The organism is Streptomyces violaceorubidus, from assembly GCF_000717995.1.
Classification (GTDB): Bacteria; Actinomycetota; Actinomycetes; order Streptomycetales; family Streptomycetaceae; genus Streptomyces; species Streptomyces violaceorubidus.
Window position 1 is genome coordinate 160656 of record NZ_JODM01000018.1, and the last position, 17470, is coordinate 178125.

A 17470-nucleotide genomic window follows, 5' to 3' on the forward strand; every position below is an offset into this window, starting at 1 on the left:
GTATGAGTCACCGGAACATGTGCACAAGCGCCGTGGACGGCGCGTGGCGACATGTGTGCCTGGCTGCCGGGTCCACCCGGCAGACGAACCTCAACTACCCTGATTGCGGGAACCGGACGAGTTGGTCACCGAGGCGACCGAGTGGGTGTGGCTGGAAACCGGAGTGCACAGGTTTTCGCCGCACGGTCGACGACGTGTCCGCCCGTTCGTCAACCCGGCGACCGGGCGCGCCCGGCAGACATGGTCGCCGCCCGTGCAAGGTACCCCCGGTCCGCTGCCGTCCGGGGTACCCGTCTGAGGAGGAACCACGCGTGTCCCGCCAGGTACTCACCGTCGGTCCGGACAGTCCCGACGGCTTGTCGACGATCGGGGAGGCGCTCGCCAGGGCCCGCAGCGGTGCGGTGCTCAGCGTCCTCCCCGGCACCTACCCGGAGAATCTGACGATCACCACGCCCGTCACCATCGTCACCGCCAAGGCCCGCGGCACGGTGGAGATAGCGCCGCGCCGGGGCACGGCGCTGACGCTGAAGGCCGACGCCGTCATGCTGACCGACCTGGTGCTGCGCGGCCGTGACGAGGAACTCCCGGTCGTCGACGCCCCCCGCGGGCAGGTGGCCATGGACGGCTGCGAGATCACCGCCTCCTCCTGGACCGCGCTGCTCGCCCGCAACAGCGGGTCACTGGCCCTGCGCGACTGCCGGGTGACGAACGCGGGCGGCGCCGGAGTCGTCGTCACCTCCCCGGCGGACAGCTCCGTCGAGTCCTCCACCCTCGAACACCTCGGCACGAGCGGCGTCGTCATCGGCGAGCAGGGCCGGGTGACGGTGCGGGGCTGCACCATCCGCGACGCGCGCGGCAACGGCGTCCTCGCCAACGGGGAGGCCCAGGGCTCGGTCGAGGACTGCGACATCTCCTCCACCGACCAGCCCGCGGTGGCCCTGGAGGGCCGCAGCACCACCACCGTGCTGCGCACGGTGGTACACGACACGAGCACGGGTCTGCACCTGACCAGCGCGTCGCGCACCGTGCTGGAGGACGTGCGGGTCACCAACACCTCCGGCACCGGCATCGCGGTGGGCATGGGCAGCGACCCGCTGCTGCGCCGCTGCCGGGTCGCCCGCACCAAGGAGCACGGCGTACTGGTCTCGGACCGCTCGCGCGGCACCTTCGAGGACTGCTGGGCCGATTCCTGCGAGGCACCGGCGGTCCGGGTCACCGGATCGTCCTCGCCGGTCTTCGTCGGTCTCACGGTGCGCGACTGCGCAGGCACAGGCCTGCTGCTGGAGGAGGAGTCCGCGGCCGAACTGGACCGGCTGGAGGTCGTGGACGCCAAGGGCGTCGGCATCTCGATCCGCACCGGCGCCAATCCGCTGGTCCGCCGGGGCCGGATCATCTCCCCGGCCGGCCACGGCGTCGAAGTGGTCAAGGACGGCCGGGGGCGCCTCGAGGACTGCCTCTTCCAGCAGCCCGGGGACGCGGGCGTCCACGTGGCGGACGACGGCAACGTCTACGTCGGCGGGGGCACGGTGGAATCCCCGCAGGGCGCCGGCCTCCTCGTCGGCGCCGAGGGGACCATGACGGTGCGGGACTGCGCGGTGACCTCGGCGGCGCGCCAGGGCGTCCTGGTGGACAGGGACGGGGACCTGACGGCCACCCGGGTGAAGGCCCACGAGAGCACCGAGCACGGCGTCCTGATCGCCGACGGCGGGCGGGCCGCCCTCAACTCCTGCGAGATCAGCGGCGGTGCCAAGGACGGCATCCGCATCGACTCCACGGCACCTGTCTCCGTCGTCAACTGCACGGTCCGGGACAACGCCGGCGGCGGTGTCATCCAGGCCAAGGAGGGCGACCGGGTCGCCGTGGAGGGTCTGACCAGCACGGGCAACGGCAAGCGGGACGCCTGGGGCGTCGGCGACGCCGAGGGCACCGACCCGGCCGCCTCCCCCGGCACCCAGGAGCACGGCGACGCCGCCGGCGACGACGCCTCCCTGGCCGCGCTGGACGCGCTGATCGGCCTGGACAACGTCAAGCAGCAGGTCCGTACGCTGGTCAACCTCACCCAGCTCGCACAGCGCCGTGCCAGGCTCGGCATGCCGGCGCCGCCGATGAGCCGGCACCTGGTCTTCGCCGGCCCCCCGGGCACGGGCAAGACGACTGTGGCCCGGCTCTACGGAACCATCCTCGCCGGGCTGGGCACGCTCCGGTCGGGACACCTGGTCGAGGTCTCCCGGGCCGACCTGGTCGCCCAGATCGTCGGCGGCACCGCCATCAAGACCACCGAGGCCTTCAACCAGGCACTCGGCGGGGTGCTGTTCATCGACGAGGCGTACACGCTGCTGTCCGACGGCAAGGGCTCCGGCGCCAACTTCGGCCGCGAGGCGGTCGACACACTGCTGAAGCTGATGGAGGACCACCGCGACGACGTGGTGGTCGTCGCCGCGGGCTACTCCTCCCAGATGGACGAGTTCCTGGCGTCCAACCCGGGCCTGGCCTCCCGCTTCTCCCGGACCATCGAGTTCGAGAACTACAGCGTGCCGGAACTGGTCGCCATCGTCGAGAAGATGTGCCTCGGCCACCAGTACCGGCTGGACGAGAGCACCCACCAGGCGCTGGCCGTGCGGTTCGAGCGCATGCCCAAGGACGCGACGTTCGGCAACGGCCGCGAGGCGCGCCGGGTGTTCGAGGAGATGGTGGACCGCCAGGCGACCCGGCTGGCCGGTCTCGCCGAGATCACGGAGAACGACCTGCAACTGCTGCTGCCCGAAGACGTGGGTGTGGAGGCCGCGGCCGCGGTCGCGGCCGAGCAGTCCGCCGATGAGAACAACCCGCTGGCCCGGCTGGGCGACCTGGTGGGGCTCGCGGCCGTGAAGCGGGACGTCACCGATCTGGTCAACCTGCTGTCCACGGCGCGCCAGCGCGAGGCGGCGGGCCTGCCCGCGCCCCGCATCAGCCACCACCTGGTCTTCACCGGGCCGCCCGGTACCGGCAAGACCACCGTGGCCCGCCTCTACGGCGAACTGCTCGCCTCCCTGGGCGTGCTGCCCCGCGGTCAGCTCGTCGAGGTCTCCCGCGCCGACCTGGTCGGCCGGTACATCGGCCACACCGCACAGCTCACCCGCGAGGTGTTCGAGCGGGCCATCGGAGGTGTGCTCTTCATCGACGAGGCGTACACGCTGACCCCGGCGGGCGCCTCCGCCTCGGACTTCGGCCGCGAGGCGGTCGACACGCTGCTGAAGCTGATGGAGGACCACCGCGAGGAGGTCGTCGTGATCGTGGCGGGCTACACGCAGGAGATCGAGGGCTTCCTGGCCTCCAACCCGGGCCTGTCCTCGCGGTTCTCCCGCCGCGTCGAATTCGCCGACTACTCCTCCGACGAACTGGTCACCATCGTCCGGGCGCACGCCGCGGCGTCGGGCTACGAGTGCGGTCCCGGCTCCGGCCCGGTGCTGAGGGAGTACTTCGACTCGCTGCCCCGCGACCGCTCCTTCGGCAACGCCCGCCTGGCCCGCCAGGTACTGGAGGGCATGATGACGCGTCAGGCGGGCCGGATCAGCCGCATGGCCGCACCCGGTCTGGAAGACCTGCGGCTGCTGCTGCCCGAGGACGCTCCCCGGCGGGAAGGACTGCCCGCGTGAACCGCCGACCGGGACAGCGGCCTCCGCGTCCCTCCAAGGGCCTCGGACCCGCCGTACGCCTGGGTGTGTCGCACTTGCTGCCACCCGCCCTGACGGCCGCGGCCGTGCTGGCCGCCGGACCGGTCGCCGTCGCCGCCGACGGCGCGCCCACCGTCAAACTGCCCGTGATGAACGCCGTGCTGGCCGACGACGCCGAGTGCACCAAGCAGTCCACCGCCAAGGCGTCCGCCATGCCGTGGGAGCACCAGAGCGTGGAACTGCCACGTGCCGCGCGCATCTCCCAGGGGTCGGGCGTCAAGGTCGGCGTCGTCGACACGGGTGTGTCCGCGCAGGCGCCCACACTTGCGGGCCGGGTGGAGGCCGTCGGCGACGGGGGCGACGACTGCGTGGGACACGGCACCTTTGTGGCCGGTCTCATCGCCGCGGCGCCGACCGGCGGGGTCGCCTTCCACGGCGTCGCGCCCCGGGCCACGATCGTCGCGACGCGTGCCACCACCCCGCACGGCACGCCCTCGCCGTCCGCGGTCGCGACGGGCATCCGTGCCGCCGTGGACGCCGGTGCCCGGGTGGTGGAGGTGTCGGCGGCGTTCGAGAGCAAGTCTTCCGTACTGCGGGACGCGGTGGCCCACGCCGCGAAGCACGACGCCCTGATCGTGGCCGCCGCCGTTCCGGACCCGCCGAAGAACGCCGCCCCCGACGCGACCCCCGTCCCCCGCGACTACTGGCCCGCGGCCTATCCCGGTGTGCTGAGCGTCCTGGACCTGGACGTCCAGGGTGTGCGGAAGGACGACGCGCTGCTCCCGGTCAACGCCGACCTGGCGGCCCCGGGCGACGGCGTCGTCGGCATCGGGCCGCGGGGCGGCGGGCACTTCGTTGGCAGTGGTGCCTCGCTGGCCGCCGGTTACGCCGCGGGGGCCGCCGCCCTCGTACGGTCGGCCTTCCCCGGTATGTCCGCCGCACAGGTCGCCCGGCGCCTGATCTCCACGGCCTATCCCGACTACGTGCCCCGGCTGGACGCCTACGCGGCGGTGGCCTCGGCGGCGGACGGCGGCACGAAGGAGGCCGGCGCCACCACCGGCGCGCACGAGCGGGCCGTACGGATGCCCGATCACACCCAGGGGGAGCGGGCCACCCGGACCGCGGTGCTGGTCGCGGCGGCGGGGCTGGCGCTGCTCCTGCTCGTCGGCTGGGCCGCCGTGGCCGTCCCCCGGGGGCGGGCCCGCGGCTGGCGTCCACCGCGCCGCTGAAACATCCGCGACGCCCGCGGGGGCGGGAAGGGACCGCTGGTCCCTTCCCGCCCCCGCGCACGTGGTCCCGGCACCTACTCCTGCTCGGGCAGCGGTTCCTCCACCACCGCCGTCTGCAGCAGGGCCGCCTTGTTCCGGGCGATGTGCAGGGCCCGTCCCGGCGGCAGGGTGCGCGGCTTGACGTTGCCGAACACATAGCCCTCGGTGGGCGGGCAGGACATGAGCAGGCCCGGGGTGTTGACCTCGATCAGGCGACGCAGCAACTGGTCGCCCTGGGCGCGGCCGGCGCCGGTGGCGGAACGGGCGACCACGACGTGCAGGCCCACCTCGTGGCCGAGCGCCAGGAACTCGAAGAGCGGCGCGAACGGATGGTCGAAGGCGTTGCTGCCGCCCAGCATGTCGTAGTCGTCGACCAGGACGAAGAGCCGCGGCCCCGACCACCAGTCCGCCTGCCGCATCCGGGCAGGACTGATGTCCTCTCCCGGCAGTCGCGTCTGCAGCGCCTGCTGGGAGCCGCCCACCAGTTCCCCCAGGGCGGACAGGGACACCGCGTGCCCCAGTCGGTACTCCTCCGGCACACTCTCCACCAGCTCGCGCCGGTAGTCGACCACCAGGATCCGGGCCTCCTGCGGGGTGTACCTGGCGGTGATCGCGGACGTCACCAGCTTCAGCAGGTTCGTCTTGCCACTCTCGGTGTCACCGACGGCGATCAGGTGCGGGGTCCGTGCGAAGTCGTGCCAGACGGGGGAGAGCGTCTCCTCGTCCAGGCCCAGCGGCATCCGCAGACCGGTGGCGCCCTCGGGCGCGGGCAGGTCGGCCACGGGAAGCCGGTGGGGCAGCATGCGCACGACGGGTGCGCCGGGGCCGTCCCAGCGGGCGGCGACCCGCTCGACCAGGTCCGCGACGCCCTCGGTGAGGTCGTCCGCGGAGGAACTGCCGTCGACGCGGGGCAGTGCCGACAGGAAGTGCAGCTTGCCCTCGACCGTGAGTCCGCGGCCGGGGACGCGCGGCACCAGCGCCGCCCGCCGCACGTCGATCACCGAGTCCATGTTGTCGCCGAGCTTGAGTTCGAGGCGGGTGGCGATCTGGTCGCGCACCTGCGTGGTCATCTCCATCCACCGGGCCGTCGCGACGACCAGGTGGACGCCGTAGTTCAGGCCGCGGGCCGCGAACTGGTTGAACGTCGGCACCATGTGGTCGAAGTCCTGGCGCAGGGTCTGCCACCCGTCGACCACGAGGAAGACGTCGCCGTGAGGTTCCTCCGCGAACTCGCCGGCCGCGCGGCGCCGCCGGTAGGTCGCCATCGAGTCGATGTTGTGGTCCAGGAAGAACTGCTCCCGGTGATTGAGGACCGCGGTGACCTCGGCGACGGTCCGGCTGATGCGCTCGCTGTCCAGCCGGGAGGCGACGCCGCCCACGTGCGGCAGCCCGGACAGGCCGGAGAGCGTACCGCCGCCGAAGTCCAGGCAGTAGAACTGGACCTCGCGCGGGGTGTGGGTGAGGGCCAGCGCGGCGATGAGGGTGCGCAGCAGCGTGGACTTGCCGCTCTGCGAACCACCTGCGATGCCTACGTGGCCCTCCGCGCCGGACAGGTCGACCACGAGCGGGTCACGGCGTTGCTCGAAAGGCTTGTCGACCAGGCCGACCGGTGCCTTCAGCCGGCCCGCGCCGGCCCACGACGACGCCGCGTACCCGCGCCCCGGGACGGGGCCGAGCGCCGGCAGCAGCGCGTCGAGGGGGGTCGGCTCGTCGAGCGGGGGCAGCCACACCTGGTGCGCCGACGGCCCGGCGTCGCGCAGCCGGTCCAGCGCCACCGAGAGCAGGGTGTCGCCGTTGTCCTGCTCCTCCTCGGCGACCGGCTCCGGCGCGGCCGGCTGCACCGTGCGCGGCACCACGTACCCCGAAGTCCAGGGCACCACCTGGCTGGCCACCCGCGCCTGGGCGCCGGCTCCGCCCCGCCTGCGGTACTCGCCCGAGACGTAGGCCGCCCGGAATCGGGTCAGGGCCTCCACACCGCTCTTGAGATAGCCGCTGCCGGGCTGCGAGGGGAGCTGGTAGGCGTCGGGCACCCCCAGCACACCGCGGCTCTCCATGGCCGAGAAGGTACGCAGGCCGATCCGGTACGACAGATGGCTCTCCAACTGGTGCATGCGCCCCTCGTCCAGGCGCTGCGAGGCCAGTAGCAGATGGACGCCCAACGAGCGCCCCAGTCGGCCGATCATCACGAACAGCTCCATGAACTCGCGGTGTGCCGAAAGGAGTTCACTGAACTCGTCGACCACGACGAACAGGCTTGGCAGCGGGGCCAGTTCCGCGCCCGCGGCACGCGCCTTCTCGTACTCCAGGGCCGAGGAGTAGTTGCCGGCCGCCCGCAACAGCTCCTGGCGGCGGATCAACTCCCCGTGCAGGGCGTCCTGCATGCGGGCGACGAGTGCCACCTCGTCCGACAGGTTGGTGATCACGGCCGAGGTGTGCGGCAGTTCGTCCAGGCCCAGGAAGGTCGCCCCGCCCTTGAAGTCCACCAGGACGAAGTTCAGGGTTTCCGAGGAGTTCGTCAGGGCCAGGCCCAGCACCAGGGTCCGCAGCAGCTCGCTCTTGCCCGAGCCGGTGGCGCCGATCAGCATCCCGTGCGGACCCATGCCGCCCTGCGCGGACTCCTTGATGTCCAGTTCCACCGGCAGCCCGTCGGCGCCGACCGCGACGGGCACCCGCAGCCTCGACGCCCCCCGCGCCCGCTCCCACAGGGTCTGCGGATCGTGCCGGTGGAGGTCGCCGATGCCGAGCAGCGTGGTCAGCTCGGTGTCCGAGTCCAGCGGCTCGGCGGCCGAAGCCGACAGCCGCATGCGGTACGGCGCGACCATCCTGGCCAGCGCCTCGGCCGCGACCGGACCGAGCGCGTCGGGCCTGCCCAGGTCCGTCGTCTGCTCCTTGCGGGCGCGGTCGGTGCGCACCAGCGCGACCCGCTCGGGCGTGACGTCGAGCCGGAGCGTACTGCGCCCCGGCCGCCACTGGAGGGTGTCGGCCAGGTCGATGACCACCGCGTTGCGGAAACCCTGGCCGTCCATGCGGTGGCCCGAAGGCACGGTGACCCCGTCCAGGACGACGACCGCGTAGGGCTCCTCACGTCCGGGCGGCGTCTCCGGGTCGAAGGCGGGGCGCTCGCCGAACTCGGCACCCAGCAGGTCCTCCAGGTCGCTGAACGCGGACGTCACCATCCTCGCCGGACCGGCCCCGTCCTCCTCCTGCGGGTGCTGGCCGTGCGGCAGCCACTTCACCCACTCCCAGGCCGGCCGGTGCTCGTCGGCGGTGCACACGACGATCCACATCTCCTCCGGGGCGTGGAAGACGGCCAGCTGCGCCAGCATCGCGCGCACCAGGTCCCGCCGTGCGTCCGCGTCACCCCGCATCAGCACCCTCGACCAGGAACGCAGGTAGACGGCGACCGGCTGATCGGGCACCGTGCTGTAGGCACGGATGAACCGTCGCAGCGCATGGGCCGCGAGCGGGTCGAGGTCCTCGACCGGCTTGGTGGACAGCGGGGTCAGCTTCATCGCCAGCTGCTGGTCGCCGACGGCCATCCGGACCTCGGCGAAGTCCTCGTCCTTGACACGGCGTTCCCACAGCCGGGTGGTGCGCACCAGGGCGCGCAGTGCCGCCGGGTCCGGATGACGCCAGGCGAGCGCCAGCTGCTGCTCGATCACCGCGCGCCGGATCTGTTTGCGTATCTGCCCCAGATACCTCAGATAGTCCCGCCGTTCACCTCGCAGCCGCTGCTTGCGTTCGCTGGTGCGCCGCATGAACTGGCCGATGATCATGGCGGCGGACGCCAGCAGCATCAGACCCAGCGACAGGTAGACGAAGACACCGTTCGACCCGCCCGGACGCAGGAAGATCAGCATCATGGACAGGGACATCATCGCCATCGGCGCGTAGGTCCACACCGCGGAGTTGTCCGGGACCGTCTCCGCGAGGACCGGAGGTTCCTGGAGGCTCAACTCCCCCTGGGGCATGTCCGGTCCACGACGACGCGCGGGACGACGAAAAAGCACGGAACTCAACGCATCGGCTCCTTCGGGCGGCAGCCAGTGAGGTGTCACCGGGCCCGTTGGCGGGAGAAGCGGGGCCGTGAGAACAGCCCGGCGGACGGAGGTACCCTGCACACGATAGACGGATGAACACCTCAGCGAATAACACACACCCGTGTTGACAGGTGTCTCCCACCCGCACGACCATCCGCCCTGAACACCTTGCGCGAAAGCGAACGTGCCGACCATGAGCGACACCTCGGTGGCCAGCCTGTGCCGCCTCACCGTCCGGGCGCCCTCCAGGACGATCGACCTAGCCGTCCCGGTGGACGTTCCGGTGGCCGACCTCCTCCCCACCGTGCTCCGGTACTGCGTGGAGGGCATGGAGGAGGAGGGCCTCGACCACGGCGGCTGGGTAATCCAGCGCCTGGGCGGCCCCGCCCTCGACGAGGAGGCCACCCTGGAGGCCCTCGACCTGCACGACGGCGAGGTCCTCCACCTGCGCCCCCGGTCCGAGGAGATGCCCGAGGTCCGCCTCGACGACCTCGTCCAGGGCATCGCCGACGTCACCCGGGACCGGCTCCACGCCTGGACCGCTGACCGCAGCCGGCAACTCCTGCGCGGCTTCCTGGTCTGCGTCCTGCTCATCGCGCTGGGCGTACTCGCCTGGCCCGGCGGCCCCGTCGCGCCCCGCGCGGCCGCCGCGGGCGTCACCGGTCTGCTGCTGCTCGCCGGAGCGGCCACGGCGGCCCGCGCCCTCGGCGACGGTGGCACCGCGGGCGCCCTCGGCGTCATGGCGGTCCCCGCGCTGTCGCTGGCGGGCTGGCTGCTGCCCGACGGCCAGATCGAGGGCCCGAACGCCTACCACGTGCTGGGGGCAAGGCTGTTGGCCGCCGGCGCCGCGGGAGCGGGCGCTGCCGTACTCGCCCTCGCCGCCGTCGCCCTCTACCCCCCGCTCTTCCTCGCCACCGCGGTGGTGTGCGTGGCCGCCGCCGTCTCCGGGGCGCTGATGAGCGTCTTCGACGTCCCCGTGGACAAGGCCGCCTGCGCGGTCTGCGCCTTCCTGGTGGTTGTCGGCGGCTTCGTCCCCGCCATGGCCTTCAAACTCGCCGGCATGCGAATGCCGCCGCTGCCGAACAACCCCGGGCAGCTCCAGGAGGGCATCGACCCGTACGACGGCCCCGAGGTGGCCACGCGCACGGAGCTGGCCAGCGGCTGGATGATCGCCCTGTACGGCGCGATCGGCGTCGTGTGCGCCGGATGCCTGGTTCCACTGGTGCACCGCCCCAGTCTCCCCGAGGTGCTGATCGCCGTCGTGCTGTCCCTGGTCCTGCTCCTGCACGGACGCGGCATGGTCAACGTGTGGCAGCGGCTGGTCCTGGTCGTCCCCGGCGCCATGGGAGCGGCCCTCGTCCTCGTGGGCGCCGGCGCCCACCTCGCGCCCGGCGACCGGCCGCTGTTCGTCGCCGGACTGCTGGGCCTGGCCGCGCTCCTGGCCGTCGTCACCTGGACCGTCCCCGGACGCCGGATGCTGCCCTACTGGGGCCGCGCCGCCGAACTGCTCCAGTCCGCGCTGGCGATCAGCCTGCTGCCGCTCACCCTGTGGGCCGTCGGGGTGTTCGGCGAACTGCGCGCCATCTCCGGCTGACCGCGCCCCATGCCGATTCCGAAGAAAGCCGCGAGGTAGGCCACCACCATGCAGTCGAAGCGCGACCAGGTCCAGGCGCACGGGTTCATCATGAGCCGGCTGACGGCCGGCATGCTCCTCGCCGAACCCGACGCCCCGGAGACCCCGCTGGGCCGGACCACCCGCGGGGTGTTCATCGGGGTGCTCATCACGGTGCTCATCGCCGCCGGCGCCGTGGTCTACGGACTGATCTCACCCGGGGGCAAGACCTCGTGGAAGACACCGGGCACCCTCGTCGTGAACAAGGAGACGGGCGCCCGCTACCTCTACGTGGAGGACCGGCTCAGGCCGGTGCGCAACTACGCCTCCGCACGGCTGATCGCCGGTGACAAGCTCACCACCTCCACCGTCGCCACCGCCTCCCTCGACGGCACGCCCGTGGGCCGGCCCATCGGTATCCCCGGCGCCCCCGAGGCTCTCCCGCGGGCCGGCAACCTGGACCGTGACACGTGGTTGGTCTGTTCGACGGTCGGTGCCCGGGCCTCGGACTCCCGCACCACGCTGGTGGCCGGATCCCCCGTCGGGGGCACCGCGTTCGGCACCGGGGAGGCGTTCGTCGCGAAGGGCCCCGACCGTACGACCTACCTCGTCTGGCAGGGCAGCCGGCTCCGTCTGGACAAGGACTCCGGGGCCGCCGTTTCCCTCGGCTACGGGTCCGTGACCCCCCGGCCGGTCTCCGCGGCCTTCCTGGACGCGCTGGTCGCCGGTCCGGACCTGGTGGCCCCCGAGGTACCGGGCCGCGGTGGCGCGGGCCCCTCGCTGGACGGCGGCGCCGGCGCCATCGGCCAGGTGTTCCAGGCCGCGGTGCCCGGCTCCGACGAGCACCCCTACTACCTGCTGCGCAAGGAGGGCCTGGTGCCGGTGACCGCCACGCAGGCCGCGCTCGTCCTCGGCGATCCGAAGACCCGGCAGAAGGCGTACGCCGGACGGACCCCGCGCGCCGCGGTGTTGAGCGCCGACGCGCTCAAGCAGCACCTGGCACCGGGCGCGGAGGGCCGCGCCCCGGTCCCCGGAGGCCTGCCGGCCGAGCCCCCGAAGCCTGCCGCCGTCGGCCCGGGCGAGTCCGCCTGCGCGGGGGTGGAACCCGGCGACGACGGCACGAAGGTGACCACGCTGCGGGTGGCGACGGACGAACTGACCCCCGTGGCCCAGCCGTCGGTCGACGCCGCACCGGCCTGCCTGCGGGTGGACGAGGTCGTGGTGCGGCCCGGCCGCGCGGCGCTGGTGCGTGCCCTGGGCGCCGGCGGCACCACCATGGGCACCACGACCTACCTGGTCGACGACACCGGTACGAAGTTTCGTGTCCCGACGGCCAAGGCGCTCGGCGCCCTCGGTTACGGCGAGGGCGACGCCACGGCCCTGCCCTCGCCCCTGCTCTCGATGCTGCCCACGGGGCCCGCCCTGGACCCGGACGCGGCGTCAGGCGCCGCGCGGCCCACGGTGCAGACGCAGTGCCCGCAGCCGCGTGGCTGAGGCGCGGCAGCGCTGAACAGGCAGATCCGCATGTGACTTTGAGAGCGGCCGGATACTTCACACGTCAAGCGGTACGGTAGTCGTGTAAGAACACTGTCGCCGCTCTGTCGTGGGGGCACATGTATTCCTGGGTGCCCCCACGGAGCGTCGACACAGCTCCGCAGCACACACCATCCACCAACGAGCGCCGAGGCAGTGCGCACTCCTCGACGCAGTACACGGGAGGCTGACATGGCCGGCGATCTCCGCGCAGCGGATTCACAGGCGACACGCAACGGCATCACGGCCCTGGAGGCCGCGAAGCAGGGAATCACCAGGTCCCGCCAAGACGTGGAAGCCACCAAGGCCAACCTTGCCACGGGCTACCAGGGCAGTGACGGCCACGCCTTCACCCAGCTCGTCGCGCAGTGGGAGGGACAGTGCGACATCATCCTCAAGAGCCTGGAGGAAATGATCGACGCCCTGAACACCAACGATCAGGAAGTCAACAAGAACCAGCAGCAGGCGAACGACGCCATCAGGAACGCCTCTCAGAAGACGGGCGCCGCCTTCAGCGCCCTGATGGGTGCCTGACCTCCGGCCAGACGCTCCGTACGGCACCGCTCACCGCACCACTGAATCACACCCCCTCCCGAACACCACGAGGTCGCAATGCCATCATTTGAAGACGGCCAGATCCATGTCGACTACGCGCACATGGACAACGGGGCCGATGACCTGATCCAGCAGACCAAAGCCATCGACCAGACCCTCACCAACCTCGACGCGGAGCTGGGCGCGCTGAGGGAGTACTGGTCGGGTCAGGATAAGCAGGCGTACACCGTCTGCCAGACGAAGTGGAACGGCGCGGTAAACGCGATGGAGAGGCTGCTCGCGGACTACTCGCAGCTCCTCACGGACGCGTCTGGGACCTACCACTACACGGAGCAGTCGCTGGCCCAGCTGTGGGAGGGCATCAAGGTCCAGGGCTGACCGGCGTGCTCAACGGGCCGGACTGGCTGCCCAGGCAGTCCGGCCCCCGGCACGCCCCATACGTTGTACAGCGTTCCGTCACTTCTGGAGGGTCCACATGGGGAACCTTTCGCACCTCGACACTCAGTCGCTGCAGGCGTTCGTCGACAACGACATCAAGGACTTCTTGACGAAGACGGAGGAGATCCGCAGGGACAAGGACTCCGGCGACACCAAGTACCCGGTCAGGGCCTTGAAGAGCCTGGTCGACGGCCAGGCCACGCCCCAGACGATCGGGCAGAACCAGATCCTGGCCCTCGGCCCGATGGTCAACGACGACACCACCCACGGGAAGGGCCTGATCGAGGCATTGAAGAAGGCGGCGGGTTCGATCGACGAGATCCTGGAACGGCAGGTGAGGATCTTCCAGGACATCGACCGGGACTTCCGGCAGACGCTGAAACACATGACGTCGGCCCAGGAAGACAACCTCACCAAGATCGAAGCGGCGAAGCTGCTGGAGCTGCTGGAGGACGTCGACAACGACATGGGTCCGACCAAGCAGGACACGACCACCAAAATCTGAGGGACAGTCCGCAGCCCGCCCTCTCCTCTCCGTTTGCCGTCCCCCATCTTCCCCTAGCGGAGCGCGTACATGGCCATCAATTACGACACGGACGATTACTGGGCACAGGTGGTCGGCCTCTACACGGGTTTCTCGATGCCGAGTCGTAAGACCCTTTTCGACAAGCTGAAGAGCAAGGAAGGCATCCCGCTCATGCGGGTCAACCTTGTCGAACACAAGGGCCGCGCGGTCGACTCGCAGGACTACGCCGCCTCCTCCGGCTGGCAGGCGTCCCACGGCGAGGACTACCGGCTGGCCTTCTACACGCACCACGGCGGCGACAAGGTGAGGCTCTTCACGGCCGACATCATCTTCATCGGGACGCTGGCCGACGCGAACGGCAAGAGCCATCTGACGGACGGCGGAGCCACCCGGGAGGGGGGTAAGTTCACCGGCAAGTACAAGGACGAGTGGGACGACGGCGATCTGTGGCGCTATGTGTCCGCCCCGAAATTCGTCTTCGACGCCCTGGTGAACACGTACAAGACGACGGACTTCTCGTACAACGGCGCGAGCATCTCCGATGAGGACTCCGTCGACCTCATCTCCTTCGAGCGGACCGCGGCCGCCTTCGACCGTGCGGCACAGTTCTTCCGGGAACAGATGAATCCGCTGGAGGACTGGTACACCTCGCTGGGGGGTGAGAAGGCCGCTTGGAAGGGCGAGTCCGCGGACGTCGTACGCACCCTCTTCCAGACGCTCTACAAGAACTACGACAGCTACACGGAGCAGATGGGGGGCCGGGAGTACAAGAGCGACCTCACCATGCTCGACGGCTACCAGCCCCGGTCCACCTACGCGGCGGGACTGCGCCAGGCCCAGTGGGACCTCCACTGGGAGGCGCGCGAGATGCAGGCTGCCTGGCTGAACTGGGCGAACTCCGGGGAACACGACCCGCACCGGGCACTGCTCGAGGAGCTGGAGGAACTCACCCGGTGGATCCTGACCAACAACGTGCCGCTGGTCAGCGTCAAGGTGCCGCACGGACACGTCACCTACAGCGAGGCCAACGACGGTGAGGAGGACCTGTGGGATGTGTCGGACGACGAGGGCGACACGTTCGGTACTTTCCCGGGGTTCAGTGACAATCCGGGCTTCGGCGCCCTGGACGACATCAACACCTGGAAACATATCGGCGAAACCGCTGTGGCCCGCTGGAACCGCAATGTCGAGGGCTACCTCGTCGACGCGGCCAAAAGGTCTCTCTCCAACCTCGGCAAGAACTGGAACACGGCCACCGCCGATCTCGGCAAGGAGGTCGCGGACCGCAACCCCAACAGCCTCTCGCAGACCTTCGAGAAGCAGGAGGCCAAGAAGGCCAAGGACGAGGCGCTGAAGTCCGCCGACGACTCGAAGAAGGCGTTCGAAAACCTCAACAAGAACCTCTCCGACGCCAACAGCGGCAACAAGGAGCTGTTCGACAACCTGAGCAACGGCCTCAAGGACGCCAACGCGAACCAGGTCCAGCTCAACGACGGACTGAACGGACTCGGCGACAGTTTCAACGACGGCCTGAACAACATCGGCGACAGTTTCCAGGCCCTCAACGGGGGTGCCGACGGGCTCGGCGGCGGTCTGAACCTCAACGGTGGCGGCAGCGGACTCGGCGGTGCTCTGAACGCCGGCGGCGGTGACACGACGCTGCCGCTCAACGGCGGCCTGAACAACGCTCTCAACGGCGGTGGTGGCGGCCTGAACGACGCCCTCAACGGCGGCGGCGGCCTGAACGACGCCCTCAACGGCGGCGGCACCCACTTGACCGACCCGACCTCGAATTCGGGCGTCACCCTGCCGCTCAATCCGTCCCTCAACGGCGGGGCCCTGAACGGCGGCTCTCTCACCGGCGGGACGAAGAACGGCGGCACGTCCCCCCTCGGCCTGAACGTTCCCTCGACCGGTGCCGGCCCCCACCTGGACGCGGACGGCAACCTGGTCCAGACGTATCCGGACGGGACGAAGACGTCGCTCAACCCCGACACCGGCGCCCTCGTCACGACCGACCCGAAGGGCCACACCACCACGACCCAGCTCAACCCCGGCGACGTCGTCAAGAACCCCGACGGCAGCCACACCCGAATCAACGCCGACGGCACCATCACGACGGAGTACTCGGACGGCACCAAGACGGTTTTCGACCCGTCCGACAACACGTTCCAGACGACGAATCCGGACGGCCACACCAGCACCGCACACCTGAACAAGCCGACCGATGTGCCCGATGTGCCGGGGCTGGGTCACAACCCGTCGTACAACGGCGGCACCACCCACCTGAACGGCAATTCCCCCGCGTTCACGGACGGCATCCGCAACGACGGCGGTCACTTCGAGTACGTCGACTACGACAGCACACCTTTCACGGGCGGTAGGCTGGACGGAAACGCAGGTGGTTACGGTGTGGGCGGCACTCACACCTCGCAGCCACCCGCGGGAGGCACACCGCTCAACCCGGGATTCGGCGCAGGTGCCGGGGGCGCCGGGGGTGCGGCAGGTGCCGGCGGGGGTGGTGCGAACGGAGAACGTGTCCGTACAGTGCTGAGCGACGCCAACAACATGGCCGCGTCGCGTCGCGGCGGCTCCGTCATGCCGGGATTCGAGGGCGAGGCCATGCCCTACCGGCAGAACGGCACCCCGACCACGAGTACGCCCATGGGCGGTGCTCCGATGGGCGGCGGTATGCAGGGCGGTCAGTCCACCGAGAGCGGTGAACGGCAGCGCACCAACTGGGTCGAGGAGGAAGAGGACGTGTGGGGGACTGAGGAAGGCGGGACGCCGGCGGTGATCGGATGAGCGGGATCGAGAAAGGCAAGGATCCGGGGCGTGGCGCGCACGGCGAGGCGGATGCCATCGTCTCGGCGAACCCGTTTACGGAGTCGCTCAACGCGCGCCTCGCCGAGACGCTGTCCGCCCTGGAGTCGGTGACCGCCGGCATGGCCAGGGCCAAGGAGGAGCTGAGCAGAGCCACTCATGTGGCGCGGTCCCGGGACCGCACGGTGGAGGCCACGGCGGGCCCTCAGGGGCAGCTTCTGGAACTCCGGTTCCTCGACAACAAGTACCGCACCATGAGCTCCACCGAACTCGCCGCCTCGGTGGTGGAGGCGGTGTCCCTGGCGCGGGACGCGATGGCGCGTCAGGTGATGTCCACCATGGACCCCTTCACGCAGCCCCTGCCGGGAATGCCTGCCGAGGGCATGAACATCGACTGGGCGGATCTGTTCGGCAAGAGCGTGCTGGAGGACCCGGGGACGGCGGCCCGCATGGGGAACCCGAGGCTGCGTGACGAGATCGACGAGGATGGGGAGGAGTAGCCGTGGGGGAGATTTTCTCGGCGAATGTGCAGGACATCGAGAAGTGGCGGAGCCTCATGAAGAGCATCGCGGAGATCACGGATAACACCGTGCGCGATTTCGAGGCCTCGGCACGCACCACTCTCGACTGGCCCGGGCGGGACGACTCGCTGGCCAAGGACCTGAGGCCCCGGGACAAGAAGGAGCGCGACGGTACCACGGAGACAGGCGCGTCGCTCATGCTCGCCATCAGTGGAATATCCAAGGCACTGCAGGTCAATGCAGATGTCATTCAGCGCGCCCAGAACGATAACAACGAGGCCATCAACGACGCGTCGCGCAAGACGGGTAAGCACTGAGCCGTTATGGCGATCGAGGTGCCTGACTGGGCGAATGTCCTCTTTTTTATGGTCATTGGTGAGCGTATGCCGCAGGCCAATGAGGATCTTGCTTATCAGAGTCACCTGGCTTACAAGGATTTTTCGGCGCGGCTGCACAGGTTGTCGGGTCTGCTGGCGGGTGAAGACGTCCATCCAGATCGCC

11 protein-coding genes are annotated in these 17470 nt (G+C 70.4%); 10 read left to right on the plus strand and 1 reads right to left on the minus strand.

All coding sequences use genetic code 11. The annotated features are described in order from the left end of the window. The first annotated feature begins 311 nt into the window (after positions 1-311). Both IE94_RS0121440 and IE94_RS0121445 read left to right on the plus strand, forming a co-directional pair. The gene (locus IE94_RS0121440; protein WP_030186748.1) at positions 312-3635 is read left to right on the plus strand and encodes a right-handed parallel beta-helix repeat-containing protein; all 3324 of its coding nucleotides are present in this window, start codon (positions 312-314) and stop codon (positions 3633-3635) included. Next, positions 3632-4882: a S8 family serine peptidase gene (locus tag IE94_RS0121445; protein WP_245235298.1), complete on the plus strand. Its 1251-nt coding sequence runs from the start codon at positions 3632-3634 to the stop codon at positions 4880-4882. Before IE94_RS0121440 ends, IE94_RS0121445 begins: the two co-directional genes overlap by 4 nt. A gap of 74 nt (positions 4883-4956) precedes the next feature. On the opposite strand, the gene IE94_RS0121450 is transcribed toward IE94_RS0121445, so the two are convergent. Beyond that, positions 4957-8892: a type VII secretion protein EccC gene (locus IE94_RS0121450; protein ID WP_030186752.1), complete on the minus strand. Its 3936-nt coding sequence runs from the start codon at positions 8890-8892 to the stop codon at positions 4957-4959. Between the two features lie 262 nt (positions 8893-9154). Here IE94_RS0121450 and eccD point away from each other — a divergent pair, with 262 nt between their 5' ends. The 8 genes from eccD (at position 9155) to IE94_RS0121490 (ending at position 17286) form a co-directional block, all read left to right on the plus strand. After that, complete coding sequence (gene eccD / locus IE94_RS0121455) at positions 9155-10555, plus strand: type VII secretion integral membrane protein EccD (protein WP_030186754.1); 1401 nt, start codon at positions 9155-9157, stop codon at positions 10553-10555. Positions 10556-10603: 48 nt separating this feature from the next. Next, positions 10604-12067: a type VII secretion protein EccB gene (gene eccB, locus IE94_RS0121460; protein ID WP_030186756.1), complete on the plus strand. Its 1464-nt coding sequence runs from the start codon at positions 10604-10606 to the stop codon at positions 12065-12067. Between the two features lie 231 nt (positions 12068-12298). Beyond that, positions 12299-12640 carry a WXG100 family type VII secretion target gene (locus IE94_RS0121465; RefSeq protein ID WP_030186757.1) on the plus strand — a complete coding sequence of 114 codons (342 nt, stop codon included), beginning with the start codon at positions 12299-12301 and terminating at the stop codon, positions 12638-12640. Between the two features lie 78 nt (positions 12641-12718). Further along, positions 12719-13039, plus strand: coding sequence for a WXG100 family type VII secretion target (locus tag IE94_RS0121470; protein ID WP_030186758.1), 321 nt, complete (start codon positions 12719-12721; stop codon positions 13037-13039). 97 nt (positions 13040-13136) lie between these two features. After that, positions 13137-13604, plus strand: a complete 468-nt coding sequence (locus IE94_RS0121475; protein WP_030186759.1) for a type VII secretion system-associated protein — start codon at positions 13137-13139, stop codon at positions 13602-13604. Between the two features lie 69 nt (positions 13605-13673). Then, positions 13674-16430, plus strand: a complete 2757-nt coding sequence (locus IE94_RS0121480) for an AAWKG family protein (RefSeq protein WP_030186760.1) — start codon at positions 13674-13676, stop codon at positions 16428-16430. After that, entirely contained in the window at positions 16427-16948 is a 522-nt protein-coding gene (locus IE94_RS0121485) for a YbaB/EbfC family nucleoid-associated protein (protein ID WP_078606548.1), read from the plus strand. Before IE94_RS0121480 ends, IE94_RS0121485 begins: the two co-directional genes overlap by 4 nt. 2 nt (positions 16949-16950) lie before the next feature. Further along, positions 16951-17286 (plus strand): hypothetical protein, encoded by a 336-nt coding sequence (locus tag IE94_RS0121490; RefSeq protein WP_030186762.1) that lies wholly within the window; start codon positions 16951-16953, stop codon positions 17284-17286. Positions 17287-17470: the final 184 nt, after the last annotated feature.

Coding starts and splice junctions, on each gene's coding strand:
- IE94_RS0121465 (WP_030186757.1), top strand. CDS start 12,299: ATGGCCGGCGATCTCCGCGCAGCGGATTCACAGGCGACACGCAACGGC.
- IE94_RS0121485 (WP_078606548.1), top strand. CDS start 16,427: ATGAGCGGGATCGAGAAAGGCAAGGATCCGGGGCGTGGCGCGCACGGC.
- eccD (WP_030186754.1), top strand. CDS start 9,155: ATGAGCGACACCTCGGTGGCCAGCCTGTGCCGCCTCACCGTCCGGGCG.
- eccB (WP_030186756.1), top strand. CDS start 10,604: ATGCAGTCGAAGCGCGACCAGGTCCAGGCGCACGGGTTCATCATGAGC.
- IE94_RS0121475 (WP_030186759.1), top strand. CDS start 13,137: ATGGGGAACCTTTCGCACCTCGACACTCAGTCGCTGCAGGCGTTCGTC.
- IE94_RS0121470 (WP_030186758.1), top strand. CDS start 12,719: ATGCCATCATTTGAAGACGGCCAGATCCATGTCGACTACGCGCACATG.
- IE94_RS0121480 (WP_030186760.1), top strand. CDS start 13,674: ATGGCCATCAATTACGACACGGACGATTACTGGGCACAGGTGGTCGGC.
- IE94_RS0121450 (WP_030186752.1), bottom strand. CDS start 8,892: ATGCCCCAGGGGGAGTTGAGCCTCCAGGAACCTCCGGTCCTCGCGGAG.